Below are 17901 nucleotides of genomic sequence, written 5' to 3' on the forward strand. Positions count from 1 at the left end.
GACCCTGCTCCGGCCAGCCTAGGAACCGGACTCCGCCAAACCAGCAGGAACCGCCCGAGCGGCCAGGAACTTTGCCCCGGCTTGCCCCCCACTCTTCAAAACCGAACGTGATTCGGTTACCGTGTGGGAACAACAGTGATCCCCGACACCTCCGGAGCAGAGCATGAAGCGGGAACTCTTCGACGCCGACCACGACCTCTTCCGCGAATCGGTGGCCGAGTTCCTCAAGAGGGACGTCGTCCCCTTCCACGACCAGTGGGAGAAGGACGGGATCGTGCCCCGCGAGGTGTGGGTGAAGGCCGGTGAGGTCGGCCTCCTCGGCCACGGCGTCCCCGAGGAGTACGGGGGCACCGGGCTGTACGACTACCGGTACAACCAGATCGTCAACGAGGAGATCTGCCGGGCCCACGCCAGCGGCCTGGGCATCACCCTGCAGAACGACGTCATGGCGCCCTACATGGTGGGGCTGACCAGCGACGAGCAGAGGAAGCGCTGGCTGCCCGGCTTCGCCAGCGGCGAGCTCATCACCGCGATCGCCATGACCGAGCCCGGCACCGGCAGCGACCTCCAGGGGATCAAGACCTCGGCCGTGCGCGACGGCGACGAGTTCGTCATCAGCGGCAGCAAGACCTTCATCACCAACGGCATCAACGCCGACCTGGTCATCGTGGTCTGCCAGACCGACCCCGAGGCCGGAGCGCAGGGCTTCTCCCTGGTCGCCGTGGAGCGCGGCGCCGCCGGCTTCGAGCGGGGCCGCAACCTCGACAAGATCGGCATGAAGGCCCAGGACACCGCGGAGCTGTTCTTCGACAACGTACGCGTGCCGGTCGCCAACCTGATCGGCACCGAGGGCCAGGGCTTCATCCACCTGCTGCAGAACCTGCCCCAGGAGCGGCTGTCCATCGCCACCTGCGCGGTTGCCTCGGCCGACTACATGCTCCAGCACACCATCGAGTACTGCCGGGAGCGCACCGCCTTCGGCCGCTCGATTGGGCGATTCCAGAACACCCGTTTCGTCCTGGCCGAGTTGGCCACCGAGGTGGACATGGGCCGCACCTACGTGGATCGGGCGGTTGAGCTGCTCAACAAGGGTGAACTGACCGTCGAGGACGCCGCCATGGCCAAGTGGTGGACCACCGAGATGTGCAACCGGGTGATGGACCGGTGCCTGCAGCTTCACGGCGGGTACGGGTACATGATGGAATACCCGGTGGCGCGGGCCTGGCAGGACACCCGAGTCCAGACGATCTACGGTGGCACCACCGAGATCATGAAGGAGATCGTGGGCCGGGGCCTGGGCCTGTAAGTCCCCGTTGGACCCCCGAACCCCGAAGGGACCGGTCGTGAGCGGATCGTGGGACGGCCTCATCGTGATGGGGCTGCTGGTGGTGCTGCTCGTCATCGCCGTGCGCAAGCTCCGACCCAGGATCCACATCCCCTGGGCGACCAGCGGCATCGTGGTGTTCTTCGTCTTCGTGTGCCTGCTGCTGTGGGCCAACTCCTACCGCTGAGCCCGCGCCGCGGCCGCGCCCGAACCCGCCCGCGAAGCCACACCGAGGGCCCGCCGCTCCAGCACCTCGACTGGAGTGGCGGGCCCTGCGGCGTCCGGGGGGAAGCCGGGTCCGCCGGACGATCCAAAGGCGGGTGAGGACCGTACGAGCGAGCCCGACCGCGGTGGTTCGACAGCGGTCAGGTGGGTGTTGCCAAAGGACACGTTCGACTATCGGCAAAGGAATTGTTCGCTATCCGAACCGCCGCCGTGCGTGAAATTGTCACCGTCCGTGGCCAAACCGAAATCCGGGCACCTTTTCGGCACTCCCCGGAAGCCATTAACCAACGGGTTCGGTGCGGACCCGGGAAATCGAACCCCGCGGCCCGGACGGGCGGATCTCCACCCCTGCGGACGCTCTGGCGGTACACTACATGCCCCTCAACGGAGCACAATCGTCGCCGGGAACCTCTTGGGACTTTGTTCCATGATGCGCCCCGGGAAGCCCGGAACAGCTTTCACTCCCCTGACGGACAATGCGCACACCACCATTCCTTGCGCCAGACAGACCCTTTACCAACAGATAAAGTAACCAGACGACTACAGACAAACAAGGAGGGCAGGGGGCATTTTTTTCACAGCCCGGAACAGGTTTGAGGCGATACGGTCCCCGACCAGCGCAGAAGGACCCCTACCGCAGATCAGGCAGGTGTGAATCTGACCTGTGCTCGGGGGCGTGCGGATCGGAGCCGTCCGGCTTCGATGATCCGCTGGAGGAGCTGCCGGGCGCGCGGCGGGCCCCGAGGCCCGCACGTGTACGAGGCGGCACGGACCGCGGTACGAAGACCCCCTACCGTGCCGGGCTACTCCTCGTCGTCCTTCTCCGCCTCCTCGACCTCGATCTCGGCCTCTTCGTCGGCGTGCATCGGCATCTCGAACCAGACGGCCTTGCCGTCCGGGGTGGGCCGCGATCCCCAGCGGCTGGCCAGCTGCTCGACCAGGTACAGCCCGCGGCCGCCCTCGTCGTCCGCGGCGGCGCTACGGATCCGCGGCAGGCGCAGGTCGTGGTCGAAGACCTCCACCCACACGGCGTTGGCACCGCGCCGCAGTCGGAGCAGGAACTCCTTCTCACCGGGGTTGTCGGTGGACTCGTCCTCCTCGGCGACCGCCTCCAGCAGATCGCTCCAGTCCTCGTCGAACTCGTCGACCATCCCGCCCGAGTCGAGCGGGGTCTCCGAGTCCAGGACGCCGCCGCCGGTGAACTCGCGGTGCACCGGGTGCGGGGTGGCGTGGATGACCACGTTGGTGACGATCTCCGAGACCAGCAGGCAGGCGAGTTCGGCCTGGTCTCGGTCGACCCCCCACTCCTTGAAGGTGTCGGCCGCCAGGTGTCGGGCGGCGCCCACGGTGGAGGCCTCCGAGGGGAACCAGCCCTCGCGCAGCGCCAGTTCCTCGGAGTGGGTGCGCACGACCAGCAGAGCGGTGTCGTCGTCCAGCTCGCCGGGCACGCTGTGCACGGCGACCTCGGCGATCTGCTCCACGTCCTTGTCGGCGACCTCGGCGACGCGCTCGGTCATCCGCTCCAGGGCGCGCTCCGGATCGGCCTTGCCGCCGACCGGACGCCGGTCCACCAGGCCGTCGGTGTACATGACCAGGGTGGCGCCCAGCGGCAGGCGCAGGTTGGCCTGGTGGTAGACGATGCCCTCGCCCGAGCCGCCCTTGGCGCGCACGCCCAGCATGCGGTCGGTGACCTCCAGGTCGAGGGCCTCGACCGAGTCGGAGGTGATCAGCAGCGGGGAGGCGTGCCCGGCGTTGGCGTAGGAGAGCTCGCGCGACCAGGCGTCGTAGACCATGTACAGGCAGCTCACGCTGGGGATCCAGACACCGCCGTTGCCGTCGGGGGTGCCGAGCTGGCGCACCCACTCGTCGAGTTCGCGCAGGATGTCCGCGGGTTCCCTGTCGGCCTGGGCGAAGGCGCGCAGCGCGGCGCGCAGCTGGCCCATGACAGCGGCGGCGTGCGGGCCCCGGCCCTCGACGTCGCCGATGACCAGACCGACGCGCCCGGCCGAGAGCGGGATGGCGTCGTAGAAGTCGCCGCCGACCTGGGTCTGGACGCCGTGCCCGTGCGCCTGGAGCGGCCCGGCGGGCAGGTAGCGGTGGGCGAGGGTGAGTCCGTCCAGCGGCGGGAAGTGGCTGGGCAGCAGGCTGTTCTGGAAAGCGAGCGCGGTGCTGCGCTCCTCCTCGAACAGCCGGGCGTTGTCGATGGCCAGCGCGACCCGGGAGGCGATGGCGCCGACCAGGTCCCGGTCGAAGCCGCCGTAGCTGCTCTTCTGGCGCGGGGAGAGCCCGGAGAGGGCGAGGGTGAGCACCCCGAGGACCTCGCCGCGGGCCCGCAGCGGGGCGGCGATGGCGGAGGTGACGCCGACCTGGCGGGAGACCCGGTCGGAGCGGTCGTTGGGTGAGTTCTCGAAGAGGTAGTCGCTACTGACCACGGTCTCCAGTCGGCGCATCGCCTGGGTGACGAAGTGGCGTTCGGGGTAGCGGACCTCGTCGCCGACGTCGAACCAGCTGTCCGCGGGCGGGCTCCAGCCCTCGGCGTGCACGGAGACCTGTCTGACCAGGCGGTCGTGGTCGTAGAGGTCGATGAAACAGTGGTCGGCGAACTGCGGCACCAGGATCCCGGCCACGCCCTTGACCGTGGAGTCGAACTCCAGCGAGCTGGCCAGGCGGCTGCCGATGCGTTCGAGCAGGCCGTACTGTTCCTCGACCCGCCCGCTGCGCAGGGCCTCGCGGGCGATCAGGGTGATGCCGTCGATCTCACCGGAGTCGTCGCGCATGGGCACCGCCTGGGCCCGCACGTGGATCCAGGTGGAGTCGCCCTTGAGCACGGCGAACGTGCCCTCCCACGGCTCGCCGCGCAGGACGCGGCGGGCCAGTTGGGAGGCGTGTTCGCGGTCGGACTCGTGGATGCCGATGTCCAGCAAGGACAGGCCGACGTAGTCACGCCCGCCGACGAACCCGAACAGCTCGCGGGCGTACGGGTTCCAGTAGCGAAGGAGACTGAACCGGTCGATGACGACGATGGCGATCTGGGCCTGGTCTACGACCTCGGCCGTGGCGAGCGCGTCGCTCTCCCGGAAGGGCTCACCCCACCGTGTCATCTAGCCGCCACCTCGCCGTCATGAGCTGCACACATGCCCGCTCCGGGTCCCCCGAACGACCGCACCTTGGGGCGAGCGTAGCAACACCGTCAACGTTCCCGCAGCGCAATGAGACAATCCCGATGAGCAACCAATCAACGTGTATGGACGTTTCACGGCTTGGCGACGAAGATGTGCCCGGCCACGCCAGCGGGGAGCTCGGTGTCCTCGCCCTCGCCGATGACGCGCACTCCGTCGTCCGAAGCCCGGAGTACTACTTCCTGCCCCGGTTGTACCCCGGATTTGCGCAAGGTGAGCATGACGTCGGCATCCGGCTGGAGTTGTTCACTGATGCGACGCACGGTGACTGTGGTCTCCGTGCTGGAGGCCGCGTCGATCATCGGGACGATGGAGTCGTCGGTGAACGGCTCAGGGGCGTAACCCTCCAGGCCGAGCTCCTCCAGGCCGGGGATCGGGTTGCCGTGCGGGCACACCGAGGGGGCGTTGAGCAGCGTCACCAGACGCTCCTCCACGGCCTCGGAGATGACGTGCTCCCAGCGGCAGGCCTCGATGTGGACGTCCTCCCAGGGCAGCCCGATGACGTCGACGAGCAGGCGCTCGGCGAGCCGGTGCTTGCGCATGACGTGGGTGGCCAGCCTGCGACCCTCGGCGGTCATCACCAGGTGGCGGTCGTTCTCGACCTTCAGCAGGCCGTCACGCTCCATGCGGGCGACGGTCTGGCTCACCGTGGGCCCGCTCTGGTGCAGGCGCTCGGCGATCCTGGCCCGAAGCGGGACGATGCCCTCCTCTTCGAGCTCGAAGACCGTACGGAGGTACATCTCCGTGGTGTCGATCAGCCCGTGTGCGGTCAAGACTCCCCTCCCAAGGCTCTGCGCCCGACGCGCGGTCACGTGCGGGCACGGCAGGTCTCTCACAACACAGGCCGGGACCACGTGATTCCCTGGGGCCGAGTGGGGACCGGGGCGTCCGCAGGACCGCGGGAGCGACCACCGATTCGTCAAGCATATCGTGACGCGCCGGGCATGGATTTCGGCGCTGTCTCACTATACGGACACAAGCGGTCCGCGCGCCCCGGAGCCGTCAAGGGTCCGAGGTCACAGGCCTACAGGCTAGCTGGTTGAAACGTGAAGTATCCGAAAGACCCTTGCGGGAGCCCCCCAGAGACCCCATGACCTCCCGAACTCACGTACGACGCGACCAACATCACCCGGGGTCGGGGCGCGGATTCATCGGATCGTCCGTTGACGGCCCTCCCGAGCGGCGCTCGGCAGCGTCCTCGGGGAGCGGGGCCTCTCAAGGTGCGAGGCGTTCGATCTCCCACTCGCCCTCGGTGTCGAGCCACAGGTAGCGGAAGCGGTCGTGCATGCGGTCCTCGCCGCCCTGCCAGAACTCCACCTCCTGCGGGACCAGCCGGAAACCGCCCCAGTAGGCGGGCCTGGGAACGGCCTCGTCCGCGCGCCACACCGAGTCGAACTCGTGGAAGAGGCGGTCCAGCTCGGTCCGGTCGGCCACCGGCTGGGACTGCCGCTCACTGGCCCAGGCGCCCAGCTGGGAGCCGCGCGGGCGGGAGGCGAAGTAGAGGTCGTTCTCCTCGTCGCTGAGCCGCTCCACCCGGCCGGCGATCAGGACCTGCCGCCGGATCGCGTGCCAGGGGAAGACCAGGCAGGCACGCGGGTCGGCGTCCAGGGCCTGCCCCTTGCGCGAGGTGTAGTTGGTGAAGAAGCGCAAGCCGGAGCGGTCGTAGCCCTTCATCAGCACCGTGCGCGAACGGGGCATACCGGAGGGCTCCACCGACGACAGCACCATGGCGTTGGGTTCGGCGAGACCGGAGTCGTAGGCCTCGCCGAACCACAGATGGAACTGCGTCATCGGGTGCTCGGCCAGGGCCGAGCGGCGCAGAGGTTCGCCCGTGTACGGTTTCCGCAGTTCGGCAGGGTTCTGGTGGTCCACACGACGCATACTCTCACGCGGGCGCTCACCGGTCTCCGGAGACCACGGGCAGACACTGCTCCCCGGGTTCCACGGTGTTGGCGTTGCGCATTCCGCACCTTTGGATGACGTGCTGGCGCTGTCGGCCGTCGGTCTCGGGGTTGACCACTTCCGGGCCCACCAGCACCAGCTGCACCATGCGGCCGTCGAACCAGTTGCCGTCGTTCTCGGCGTCGAAGGCGATGTAGCCGGAGACCCCGGTGAGGTTGCGGGTGCCCTTGACCCTGCCGTGCAGCAGGTCGCGCTGCTCCTCGTACTGCTCCTGGGTGCGAAGGTAGGGGTGCCGGTCCAGGCCGATCCAGCGCAGCGGGTTCCTGGCCGAGAGCTCCTCCCTGCTCAGCCCGGTGACGGGCAGCGCCTCGGAGACCACTAGGAGGGCGTCGCTGGCCACGGCGGCGTGCGCGATGGAGGGCAGGTCCTTCTTGGGCGCCAGGCTCACGTCACCGTCCTCGTCCTCCTCCGCGTACAGGTCCCGCAGCAGGGAGTTGACGTCGTCATAGAACCCCTGGTCGCTGCCGCCCGCGTCGTCACCGGTCCCGCCCTGTGCGCCCCAGGGGCCGCTGGGCGCCAGCGGCGTGTAGAACACCGAGTGGTGCGCGGCGTTGCTGCCGATGAGCCCCTCCTCGTCGGAGACGAACTTGGAGATGTCGTCACCGCCGAGGATGGTCATGTGCCCGCCGACGCAGTCCTCGCCGCCGGTCCGGATGAACCGGCGGTAGAACTCGGTGAAGTCGGCGGAACGGCCCGCGTAGTAGAGCAGGTCCGGCGGGTTCTCGTGGGTGCACAGGCGTTCCAGCTGCTCGGCGTAGGTGGTGTCGGTCTCCAGGTCGCCGCTCTGGTAGAGCAGCACCCCCTGGCCGTCGTACTCCCCGCGGTCGAGCTCCCCGGCTCCCTCCCACACCTGTCCGCCGCGCGCCTGGAAGGCCGCGATGAACTCCCGGGCCAGGTGCGGGCCGTACTGCTCGTGCTCCCCGCCCTCGGCGTCGGTCTGGCCGCTGGCGATCGCCACGGCGGTCTCGTGCGGCTCCAGCCCGTGCTCCACCCCGTCGGCTCCGCTCCAGGCCACCCCGTGCCGGGCCCAGTGGGCGGCCTGCACGGCGATCCGGCTGTTGGCCGGGGAGATCGGGAAGTAGAACTCGCTGTGTTCGCGGGCGCCGTACTGGGCGACGTCGTCGAAGGTGGCGGTGGTGCCCACCATGGCGAGCGAGGCCTCACCGACCCTCTGGATGGCGCGGCTGTTGGGCACGACGCTGTGGCCGAACCCGACCGCGGCGATCGGCCGGTCCATCCCGAGCCTCTCGTCACCCGCGCGGTCCACGATCTCCTGCGCGGCCACCAGGGAGTGTTCCCAGCCCTGGCCCGCGTTACCGATGAGCAGCTTGATCCTGGGGTGCCTGGCGTCCTTGATCCGGTTGTGCTCACGCTGCTGGTAGGCGAGCCCCAGGAGTTCGCCCTGGGCACCGGCGAGGGAGGGGTCCTCGGGGTCGGCGACGTCCATCTCGGCGAGGTGGGCGATGGTGACGTAGGGGTCTCCGCTCGCGTCGACTGCCCGGTTCTGTTCGTGGATGAGCTCGGTGGCCTCGGCCAGGCGTTCGTGGAACACGAAGTCGCCGAAGGTGACGCCGACGCACTGGTCGCCGACCCTGGTGATGCCCGCGGGCTGCCAGACCCCCTCCTGGACACAGGGGTTGCGCGCCTGCGCCACCGTGGGCAGGAAGACCATCCCGAACAGGACCAGCACCGCGGTCGTTCCCGCCGCACCGGCGGCCCACGCCCCGGCGAGGGTCGGCCCGTTCAGCACCCACTCGGGGGTCCCGCGCCGCGTGTGCCCCCGGCCGTCCCCGGGCAGCGGTCCGACGTACTGGGTGATGACGCGCTCAGCGCCGAGCACTCCGGACAGGTACCGCCTCAGGGTCCACTCCCGGACCGGTGAGGACGTCTCCTCCCCGCCTTCAACGCTCGCGGTACCGGTGAGCTCGGGCAGCTTCCCGTTACGCGCGGCGTCGATGGAGCCGTCCACCAGCGGCGGGAGTTCGGAGTCGCGTACCTGGACCAGGAGCAGGGGGTCGGGGAAGGCCCGGCGCAGGCGCTCCGACTCGATCAGCCAGACCAGGTAGCGGCCGACCCGGTCCAGGCGCCGCTGGTCGTAGACGAGCACCGGCCTGGCCCCCGTCCGACGGCGCAGGCCTCGACGTCCTGCCCCGTAGGCCCGGTGGAGGTCGTCCAACAGAGCGTTGACCGCGATCTTGTGGGTACCGGGCGGACCTCCCGGTCCGTTGATCCGAGCTTGGTCCTGCTCGGGGTTGTTGAGCTGGTTGAGGAGGTGGACACCGCGCGCGCGGTGGCGGCCCATGAAGCCCTGGTCGGCGCTGCTCTCGAAGCCGTCCCGGCCCTGCTGGTCCAGGAGGTAACGGTGGTGGTGCAGCCAAAGGTAGGGGCGCCAGGGGAGGAAGAAGAAGAACACGGTAAGCAGGTAGACGGTGACCAGCAGCGCGCCGACCAGGACGGAGACCAGCTCGTTGACCTGCTGGGCGGCCAGTCCCACGAAGGCGAAGGTGAAGGGGGCGGCCGCGACCACCAGGGAGACGACGAAGGCCAGCGGGGTGAGGACCTTCTCGTCGAGGAAGCCGAAGGTGGCTTTCCCCGAGGCCAGGGTGACCAGGCGGGAGGTTCTGGCCGCGCTGCTGGCGAGGTTGCGCCAGTAGACCACGAAGCGGCTGCGGGCCAGTTCCCACCGGCCGGGCGCCACCGCGGACCCCGGCTCGTCGGCGGCCCGGCTCGCGCGTTCCACGAGGTCGTCCCGACGCCTGCGCGCGCTCTCCAGCCTGACCCGACGCAGTGCGTTGATGACCGCTGCCTGCGCCTCACTGGTGTTCGGGAGGGTGCCGTGCTCGGGGGCGGTCTCCCCCTCCGAGAGCCACTCCCGGATGCTCTTGGGATTGCAGCGCCGCAGCCACAGCAGGGAGCGGACCCGGGAGAAGCGGGGCGGGGGCGGGGGCTTGCGTCCGCGCGGCGGCTCAGGCGGGTCGTCCATCCACGCGAACCCGCCGTCGACCAGTCTTTCCAGGAGTTCGTACAGCTCCTTGGTGGTGACGTCGGTGTCCGCGTCCTCGGCGGCCCGTGCTGTGTCCTGGTCCGTCTCCGCGCGGGGCGGTCGCGGCGGTGGCGGGACCGTGGTGTCCGCTGTGCGGGTCCACAAGGACCGGCGCGTCCCCCGGCCTTTGGCGGGAGCGCCACGGCGTCCTCGGGGCACTTCGGCGAACCGGCGTTCTCCGGCATCGGGGGCGCCAGGTGCGTCGCGGGGTTCGGAGGCTTCCGGGGACTCCTCTGCGGACACGCCCTCCGGGAGCAGCCACACCGGGCCCACCGCGCTCGCGCGCACCAGCATGCGCTGGACCGCGGCCCGGTCGGCGCGGCGTTCGGTGACCAGGTCCAGGACCGGCGGGGGCTCGGCGATGTCGCCCCGCTGGAGCTTGCCCTTCCCGGCGGGGCGGCGCCGGGCCACCCTGCGCTCCATCCTGCGGAGCCTGGCGTAGCTGGAGCGCGAGCGGCGTCGGCGCAGGTCCTCGAAGACCCGGAGGAACGCGGGTTTGGCCGTCCGCTCGTCCTGGGCCTCGGGTGTCTGGTCGGACACTCGGAACATCCCTCCACACTCGTGTTGTGCTCGCCCCCCGACAGCTGGCCCATTAGACAGCAAAAGACACCCGGGTTACATCCCTTTCGCCGGAATTAAGACTGGCCCATACCGGCCATAACACCGCTAATGTGACAAATTTTTGACACGGTCACGTGATTTCACGACGCCAATTGCCGCCCTGACCGGCGGCGTCGCGATGCCCACCACTACGCTGGTCGACGTGACCGAGATTCAGATTCCCGCGAACCTGCTGCCCGCCGACGGCCGTTTCGGGAGCGGCCCCTCCAAAGTCCGCGCGGCCCAGCTCGACGCCCTCGCCGCGTCCGGTTCCCACTACCTGGGGACCTCCCACCGGCAGAAGCCGGTCAAGTCCCTGGTGGGCCGGGTCCGCTCCGGGGTGAGCGAGCTCTTCTCCCTGCCCGAGGGCTACGAGGTGGTCCTGGGCAACGGCGGAACCACCGCCTTCTGGGACATCGCCGCCCACGGCCTGCTGCGCTCCAAGTCGCAGCACCTGGCCTTCGGTGAGTTCTCCAGCAAGTTCGCCAAGGTCGCCAAGGGCGCCCCCTGGCTGGACGAGCCCACGGTCATCACCACCGATCCCGGCACCCACGGCGAGGCCGTCGCCGAGGCCGGGGTGGACGTGTACGCGCTCACCCACAACGAGACCTCCACCGGTGTGGCCGCGCCCATCAAGCGGGTCGCGGGCGCCGACGAGGACGCGCTCGTGCTCGTGGACGCCACCAGCGGAGCGGGCGGCCTGCCAGTCGACATCGCCGAGACCGACGTCTACTACTTCGCCCCGCAGAAGAGCTTCGCCGCGGACGGCGGCCTGTGGCTCGCTGTCATGTCGCCCAGGGCCCTGGCCCGGGTCGAGGAGATCGCGGCGAGCGGCCGCTACATCCCCGAGTTCTTCTCGCTGACCACGGCGGTGGCCAACTCCGCCAAGGACCAGACCTACAACACCCCGGCCGTGGCCACCCTGCTGCTCCTCGCCGAGCAGCTGGAGTGGATGAACAGCCAGGGCGGGCTCAAGTGGACCGTGGCGCGCACCCACGAGTCCTCCTCGATCCTCTACAACTGGGCGGACCGCTCCCCGGTCGCGACTCCGTTCGTCACCGACCCGGCCCAGCGCTCCCAGGTGGTCGGCACCATCGACTTCACCGACGACGTCGACGCCGCCCAGATCGCCAAGGTGCTGCGCGCCAACGGCATCGTGGACACCGAGCCCTACCGCAAGCTGGGCCGCAACCAGCTGCGCGTGGCGATGTTCCCGGCCGTGGAGCCCAGCGACGTCAACGCGCTCACCGAGTGCATCGACTACGTGCTCGGCAAGCTCTCGTAGGCGGGCCCAGCGCAAGGCCGTCCTGAATCGGTCCGCGGACGTTGGAGAATGGAGGCCGACCCGCCGCGCGTGGGTCGGCCTCCTTCTCCTTCTTCCGATCATCGTTTCCCAGGACGGTTCCACTGTGCGCAGGAACAAGAAGACCGAACTCCCCATCAAGATCATTTCCCACCGGGGGGCTTCCGGTCACCGGCCCGAGCACACCCTGGCCTCGTACGAGCTGGGCGCCCGCCACGGCGGCGACTTCATCGAGATGGACCTGGTCGCCACCAAGGACGGCCAGCTGATCTGCCGCCACGAACAGGAGATCGGCGAGACCACGGACGTGGCCGACCGCCCCGAGTTCGCGGACCGGCGCACCACGCGGACCATCGACGGCCGCGAGGTCGAGGGGTTCTACGCCCAGGACTTCACCCTCGCCGAGATCAAGACCCTGCGCGCCCGTGAGCGGATGGCCGAGGTCCGCCCGGAGAACGCGGTGATGGACGGGACCTACGAGATCCCGACCCTGCGGGAGGTCATCGAGCTCGCCCTCTCCCTCACCGAGGAGCTGGGCCGCCCGATCGGGATCTACCCCGAGACCAAGCACCCGGCCCACCACGTGGCGCAGGGCCTGGACCTCGAACCCCCGCTGATCGCCGCGCTGCGCGAGGCCGGGCTGGTGGGTGAGGAGCCCAAGGTCCCCGTCTTCCTCCAGTCCTTCGAGTCCGAGAGCCTGCGCAAGCTCGCCGAGACCGGTCTTCCGCTGGTGTACCTGATGGGCACCGAGGACGAGTGGCTGCACTACACGACCCCGGACGGCCTGGCCGAGGTGGCGGCGTTCGCGCACGCCATCGGCCCGCACAAGAGCCTGGTCATCCCCACCAACGAGGACGGCTCCCTGGGCGAGCCCACCGACCTGGTCAAGGACGCCCACGAGGCCGGTCTGGTCGTGCACCCCTACACGTTCCGCAGCGAGAACCACTTCCTGCCCACCGACCTGCGCTCGGACGGCGACCCCAAGGACTACGGGGGCTTCGCCGCCGAGTACGAGGCCTTCTTCGACGCGGGCGTGGACGGCGTGTTCTCCGACTTCTCCCGGCACGCCTTCCTGTGCCGCGAGCACTACCTGGACCCGCAGCCCGAGAAGTAGGGGCCGCTCGTCGGCGCGGTCGAGCCGGGGCCAGCGTGCCCGGTGCACTGCCGTTTCCAGGGGCTCGTATGACAGCGTGCGAGCCCCCTGGCCCTCCACCCGTGATCAGAGCCAGAGGAAGAGCACCGCGTAGAGGAAGCTCAGGCTCGACCAGAAGAAGGCGGCCAGTACCACATAGCCGAAGATCCGGTTCTTCCTCAGCTCCTTCTCCCAGTATGCGACAGCGTGATCATCCAGCAGCTTCTGTTCTTCGTCGACCCTGGCCAGCTCCGCTTCGAAGTTCCGTTGGATCTCCTGCTGCCTGGCCTGTACCCGCTTCAAGTCACGGCTGGCCCTCTCCGGATCGAGGAAGGTGCCCTCACGGGGGTCGAAGCGACCGTTCTCTCCCAGGGGCCGGACATTCCGCTCGTGGAAGCCGCTGACGTTCCTGTACTCCTCTTCCAACGCCCGCATGTAGACCTCTGCCTCCCGCATCAGGACCTCGGGACGACGAGCTTGCCGGATCCGGTACCCCTGGTGCTTGGATGAGTACTTCTCCATCTGCCACAGAAGCCAGGCGAGGAAAGCCGTGCTCAGGGCGGAGGTGAGCATCATGAACGCTTCTGCCGCCTGCAGTCCGGGCATCAGGAGGACCGTCCCTTCCGGCTGCCGAATCTGAAGAACTTCCCCCTGGCCGCGGACGTGCGCTCCTGCTCAGCCAAGCTCTTTCCAGCAGACCTCTGGGGGACGTCCCCCAGCCGGGGCTGGTGTCCCAGACCCCGTGCGGGTACGACTTGCGCGCCCTCAACACCTGGGCCCCCCTGGTTTTCCACGCTCCTGGGTTGGTCCTGTGTCCCGTTCACGCCCTCCTTCGCCTCGGAAGCCTCCTCCCCCTCCACCGTGGAGTCCTTCTTGGCAGAACTCCGGTTGGCAAATTCTTCAGCCTCCTCATGCTGCTGCAGAACGCTTTCGATAAAATTGCCCTCAGTGAGGTTTTCTCAGCGAAGATCATTTCCACTGCCTGTTGAGGACAAGAGCCGCACGGGCGATGTCTCCGATCCGGCTCGGGCTAAGCGTGACGTACTTCAGCGTCCGCCAGCGCTCCTTGAGTTCGGCGGCGGTGCGCTCACCGAGCGCACGCACGTGCCGCAACAGCGCGTTATACATCCGTGTGTCCACGTGCAGAGCCCCTTCGCCCTGGCCCGTAGGGCGCTTGATGGGGGTGTGCACGCCGATACCGGCGCCTTGGTAGCCCTTGTCAGCCAGGGTGGGCAGGCCCTCGGCCGCTGCCTTGTACAGGGCGGGCAGGGCGTGGAGGCGGGCGGCGGTGATGTCGGGGGTGGATCCGGGCTCGACTGCGGAGACCCACAGCGGGGTGCCGTCCGGTGCGGATAGGAACTGGATGTTGCCGCCGAAGGCCTTGTGTTTTTGGCTGAACCACAGGTCGTTGCCGTTCTCGCGGACGCCCGCGAGGCGGTCGGAGGCGATCAGCGTGCCGTCCAAGACTACGCGCGCTATCCCTTCGTTGTGGCAATTGGCCAAGACTTCGTGCAGGTCGGGGGCCTGGCCGGCGAGGACGTCGATGCCTTCGTGTAGGTAGCGGTAGCTGGTGGCCTGGGAGATTCCGGCGTCACGGGCCAGGCAGTGCACACAGCCGCGCTCACGGAACCAGCGCAGCACCAGCACCGCTTGGCGGAACGGCCCGAGTGCCCGTGAGCCCTTCGGAGTGGCGATGCTTCGGCGGTGGGCGGCCAGGTGTCGGGCGAGGAACTCGACGATGTGGCGTGGGACGTCGAGGGTGGCAGAATAGGTGACCAACGTGAAGCCTCTGGTGGTTACGGACATGATCTTGTGGTGAGACCTGTCCTACCAGGGGCTTTACGTCTGCTCGCATCCAGGTGCCACTCGTCCGGCCCGGCGGGGATCCGAAAATCACCCTGCTCCGCAGAGATCATTTCGCTGAGAAAACCTCAGTCAGCACGGGGAGCTCAGCAAAGGCCCGCATCGCCTCGCTTCGATAGCTTTTATCAAGGCCCCAGTTGTAAACCTTCAAAGATTTTTCTATTACAGACGCATACTCAGGCTCAACCAGACTCTCATCTACCAGATGAAATTTCCCGCCCTCCCCCCTGGAGAGAACACCAAAATTCATCAGGCCAATAAACCCAGAGGCAATCAAATCCCTATTCGTATCAATTTTTTCAAAACCTTCAAGGACTTCAATCTTCGCGCCTTCAATCTCCTCCCCAACAGCGCGATCTTTGATCATTCCACCTCTCCCAACTTCCCACATCTGACTATGATGGTCCCTTCGTTCATAAATGTTCTTCTGCGCCTTCTCCCTATCATCCACTTCGATGTGTGCTTTAGCCTGACTCAGGGCAAGATATGCCTGAGCCCACTTGTACGCACCGTTGATGAAAGTCGCCACGGCTGTTGCACCGATAGCTACAACAAATCCGACCACCAGAGCAGATCCCATGGGCACTACCCACTATCCGATGCAGCACGGTCGGCGGCACTCCGGGCAGACGCGACCGCGACCTGGTCGTATCTGCGGCGAATCCATTCCATCGCTTCCCCAGAGCGCCCAGCGGAGCGCCCCAGGGATCCAGGGTGGTAAGGGAACAGAGAGCCATCGGAATCCTCGGTTTCGCGTACTGCCAAATCAAGAACCTGAAGCTGGCCCTGGATCGAACCCCTGACCCGAGAAATATCGCTCTGCAAAACTTCCAAGCGCCGAATATCTTCAGTCACATCTTTTAAACCCTCATCCCCCCATCCATCTGGATCCAAGCGAACAGCTGTTTTTCTTAGATACATCCAAACCAAAAAAAGCAAACAACCGAGCAAGATCAAAGAGACAGAGTAGAAAGCAAGGAACATAAGTCAATCCACATCCACACAGCAAAGGACCGAAACCACGCTTGAACACTTTGCCCAGATCAACCGGAAAGGATCGATCCGAGCTCCGCGCCGCCCCCCTCACCTCCCCCCCTCTTTCCTTTCCTTTGATTTCTCATTTATGGATTTCTCAATCTTCGGGCTGATCTTTTGCATCAACTTGAGAGCGTTCTCCACGGGGCCAAGTGAAACAAGGGTCGCATTCTTGACACCCAGAGCATCCTTCGCGACCTCAGCCCTCTCATTCAAAGCAATATCGGCTTCCTTCTTCCGCGCCTCCAGCACATCCTTTTCATGACCGATCCGCCGGGCATCATGCGATACCTGGGAATTTTCGTGATCATACTCCAGCCTAGCCTTCTCCTTGTTCAGATCGGACTCAGCGATCTTCATCACGACGCCAAAAGCTCCGAGGGCCGCCGTTATCGACATTGCAACGATTCGAAAAGTTAAGCTGTCCAGCGAGGCGAGAAACTCCAACGTCCCTACCCTTTCCCCCACCGAAGGGAACCCAGCCCCGTGTCCTGCCAAAGCGGACCCTTCGGCTACCATTCGCCCGGAAAGGCGCCTTCGGGCGTAGGAGTCGGGGTGTGGTGTGGGTGTTCAGTGTGACCAGGCCGGCTCGGGCCAACTGAGCGGGGTCCAGGCGGGCGAGGACTTCACGCAAGGTGCGTTCGTCGGGGATGTGGATGCGCCCGGTGAAGGGGCCTAGGGGCGGGCCCAGGCTGAGCAGGACGTGGCGGGGTGTGTTGTGGGCCCATTCGATGGGGGCGCAGGTGCTGTGGTGCCCGGCGCTGGTCAGGGCGCACACGGCCAGGGCGAGCAGGCTGGGCAGGCTGTAGCGGCGGCCTCGTGGATCTCGGGGGTCATCGATGGTGGACAGGTGGTCCGTCAGGTCATCGGCCGGACCGGTGGAGAGAACGCTAAGGGTGAGAGACGATGACACAGCGGGCATGGCACCTTGCGGATCGTGTTGTCTCGACAACTCCATGATCCACGGGCTCCATGCCCGTTTTCGCGTGTCTGGACTCGCCCATGCCCGCCTGAGCTACTCGAATCTGGCCTTCGTGCCTTCCCCGGCAGAGCGCGAGAACTCCGGGGCCCTGGGTCAGAGGCGGCGGACCAGGAGGATGATGCCGCCGATCAGGACGGCGGCGACCGCGACGCCACCGAGGATGAGCGGGGTGGCACCCGTGGAGCCGCCCTCGTCGGTGTCCTCCGCGTCCGAGACCGGGGAGGCCTCGGACGCGTCCCCGCCCGCGTCGGCCTCCGCGTCAGCGGCGATGTCGGGGAGCTGCTCGCCTTCCAGCGGGACCCGCCAGACCGGGGAGTTCATACCCTCGGTCCCGGCCATCAGCGCCGTGCCGTCCGGGGTGAAGGCCACCGACTCGCCCTGTTCCATCTCCGGCAGGTCGAAGGAGCCCACCGAGCGGCCCGGAACGCCGTCGGTGGAGTCGTAGAGGGTCACGCCCCAGTAGGTGCGGATGGCGTAGCGGGTGCCGTCCGGGCTGAACGCGGCGTCCGTGGCGAACAGCGGCGCGGAGTCGACCCGGCTCAGGACGTTCTCGCCGACCGGATCAAGGTTCTCCGGGGCGGCGTACACACTGCCCGCGAACTCCTTGGACACCACGTACAGGCGCCCGTCACGGGGGTCGATCATCAGACCCTCGGCGTCACGTCCGCCGTCCTCGTAGGTGAAGGTGAGCACCGACGGGTCCAGGACCATGTCGCTGAGGACCTCGGGTTCGGTGAAGTGGTAGACCCGGATGTTGGGCCAGCTGCCGCCGAAGTTGTCGCCGATGTCACCCACGAACACGGCCGGTTCGCCTTCGGGCCCCTGGGCGACGCTGATCGCCTCCCAATCCCTCAGTTCCACGTTCAGGGCGACCGTCGCGACCGTCTCGCCCTCCTCGTTCACCGCGTACACCTCGGCGGCGAAGTCGCCGCTGTCGTTGTGCGTCCACCACACGCCCTCGTGCCGCAGCGAGGGGGCCAGGCCGCTGGATTCCGCGATCCGCTCGTCCTGGAAGTTGAAGACGATCTCCGACCCCTCGGGCCCCTCGCCCCCGCGCGGGTAGTTGCGTCCCCCCGTACCGTCCTCGGGGTCCATGGGAGCGGCCGTGGCGGGTACCGCCGGAAGGAGGGCGAACAGGACGGCCGCGGCGAGGGCCAGAGGTCTTCTCATGTCCGCCATCCTGCCAGGGGTAGCTCCCAAGGGCTTGCACCCGGGTGCGAGCGGGCACATTCGGCTTACAGAGCGCCGTAAGG

General features: G+C 67.6%; 13 protein-coding genes and 1 pseudogene. 4 read left to right on the forward strand and 10 right to left on the reverse strand.

Annotation, left to right across the window (positions count from 1 at the left end):
- Positions 1-163: 163 nt before the first annotated feature.
- Both HNR07_RS20725 and HNR07_RS20730 read left to right on the forward strand, forming a co-directional pair.
- On the forward strand, positions 164-1306 hold the full coding sequence (locus HNR07_RS20725; protein ID WP_184366418.1) for an acyl-CoA dehydrogenase family protein: 1143 nt from the start codon (positions 164-166) through the stop codon (positions 1304-1306).
- 37 nt (positions 1307-1343) lie between these two features.
- The gene (locus tag HNR07_RS20730; RefSeq protein WP_184366419.1) at positions 1344-1511 is read left to right on the forward strand and encodes a hypothetical protein; all 168 of its coding nucleotides are present in this window, start codon (positions 1344-1346) and stop codon (positions 1509-1511) included.
- A gap of 841 nt (positions 1512-2352) precedes the next feature.
- On the opposite strand, the gene HNR07_RS20735 is transcribed toward HNR07_RS20730, so the two are convergent.
- From HNR07_RS20735 to HNR07_RS20750, 4 genes are all read right to left on the reverse strand, one after another.
- Positions 2353-4650 carry a SpoIIE family protein phosphatase gene (locus HNR07_RS20735; protein ID WP_184366420.1) on the reverse strand — a complete coding sequence of 766 codons (2298 nt, stop codon included), beginning with the start codon at positions 4648-4650 and terminating at the stop codon, positions 2353-2355.
- Positions 4651-4802: 152 nt separating this feature from the next.
- A complete protein-coding gene (locus tag HNR07_RS20740; RefSeq protein ID WP_184366421.1) occupies positions 4803-5501 on the reverse strand; it encodes a metal-dependent transcriptional regulator in 699 nt (232 codons plus the stop codon).
- 442 nt (positions 5502-5943) lie between these two features.
- Entirely contained in the window at positions 5944-6600 is a 657-nt protein-coding gene (gene pdxH / locus HNR07_RS20745) for a pyridoxamine 5'-phosphate oxidase (protein ID WP_184366422.1), read from the reverse strand.
- 25 nt (positions 6601-6625) lie between these two features.
- Entirely contained in the window at positions 6626-10273 is a 3648-nt protein-coding gene (locus HNR07_RS20750; protein WP_184366423.1) for an ABC transporter substrate-binding protein, read from the reverse strand.
- Between the two features lie 199 nt (positions 10274-10472).
- Here HNR07_RS20750 and serC point away from each other — a divergent pair, with 199 nt between their 5' ends.
- Positions 10473-11618, forward strand: a complete 1146-nt coding sequence (gene serC, locus HNR07_RS20755; RefSeq protein WP_184366424.1) for a phosphoserine transaminase — start codon at positions 10473-10475, stop codon at positions 11616-11618.
- Between the two features lie 124 nt (positions 11619-11742).
- The gene (locus HNR07_RS20760; RefSeq protein ID WP_184366425.1) at positions 11743-12750 is read left to right on the forward strand and encodes a glycerophosphodiester phosphodiesterase family protein; all 1008 of its coding nucleotides are present in this window, start codon (positions 11743-11745) and stop codon (positions 12748-12750) included.
- Positions 12751-12855: 105 nt separating this feature from the next.
- On the opposite strand, the gene HNR07_RS20765 is transcribed toward HNR07_RS20760, so the two are convergent.
- The 6 genes and pseudogenes from HNR07_RS20765 to HNR07_RS20790 form a co-directional block, all read right to left on the reverse strand.
- Positions 12856-13374, reverse strand: a complete 519-nt coding sequence (locus tag HNR07_RS20765) for a hypothetical protein (RefSeq protein ID WP_184366426.1) — start codon at positions 13372-13374, stop codon at positions 12856-12858.
- 363 nt (positions 13375-13737) lie between these two features.
- Complete coding sequence (locus tag HNR07_RS20770; protein WP_184371353.1) at positions 13738-14547, reverse strand: transposase family protein; 810 nt, start codon at positions 14545-14547, stop codon at positions 13738-13740.
- Positions 14548-14680: 133 nt separating this feature from the next.
- Complete coding sequence (locus tag HNR07_RS20775) at positions 14681-15211, reverse strand: hypothetical protein (RefSeq protein ID WP_184366427.1); 531 nt, start codon at positions 15209-15211, stop codon at positions 14681-14683.
- Positions 15212-15714: 503 nt separating this feature from the next.
- Positions 15715-16113 carry a hypothetical protein gene (locus HNR07_RS20780; protein ID WP_184373107.1) on the reverse strand — a complete coding sequence of 133 codons (399 nt, stop codon included), beginning with the start codon at positions 16111-16113 and terminating at the stop codon, positions 15715-15717.
- A pseudogene (locus tag HNR07_RS36145) lies at positions 16013-16507 on the reverse strand (transposase family protein); the annotation flags it as partial. The pseudogene HNR07_RS36145 and the gene HNR07_RS20780, both read right to left, overlap by 101 nt.
- A 234-nt stretch (positions 16508-16741) precedes the next feature.
- Positions 16742-17818 (reverse strand): hypothetical protein, encoded by a 1077-nt coding sequence (locus tag HNR07_RS20790; protein WP_184366429.1) that lies wholly within the window; start codon positions 17816-17818, stop codon positions 16742-16744.
- Positions 17819-17901: the final 83 nt, after the last annotated feature.

Source organism: Nocardiopsis metallicus, assembly GCF_014201115.1.
In the GTDB taxonomy this organism is placed as follows: Bacteria; Actinomycetota; Actinomycetes; order Streptosporangiales; family Streptosporangiaceae; genus Nocardiopsis; species Nocardiopsis metallicus.

Excerpts from the sequence above, each read along its gene's own strand:
- HNR07_RS20765 (WP_184366426.1), bottom strand. The coding sequence starts at position 13,374 with ATGCCCGGACTGCAGGCGGCAGAAGCGTTCATGATGCTCACCTCCGCC.
- serC (WP_184366424.1), top strand. The coding sequence starts at position 10,473 with ATGCCCACCACTACGCTGGTCGACGTGACCGAGATTCAGATTCCCGCG.
- HNR07_RS20735 (WP_184366420.1), bottom strand. The coding sequence starts at position 4,650 with ATGACACGGTGGGGTGAGCCCTTCCGGGAGAGCGACGCGCTCGCCACG.
- HNR07_RS20775 (WP_184366427.1), bottom strand. The coding sequence starts at position 15,211 with ATGGGATCTGCTCTGGTGGTCGGATTTGTTGTAGCTATCGGTGCAACA.
- HNR07_RS20790 (WP_184366429.1), bottom strand. The coding sequence starts at position 17,818 with ATGAGAAGACCTCTGGCCCTCGCCGCGGCCGTCCTGTTCGCCCTCCTT.
- HNR07_RS20725 (WP_184366418.1), top strand. The coding sequence starts at position 164 with ATGAAGCGGGAACTCTTCGACGCCGACCACGACCTCTTCCGCGAATCG.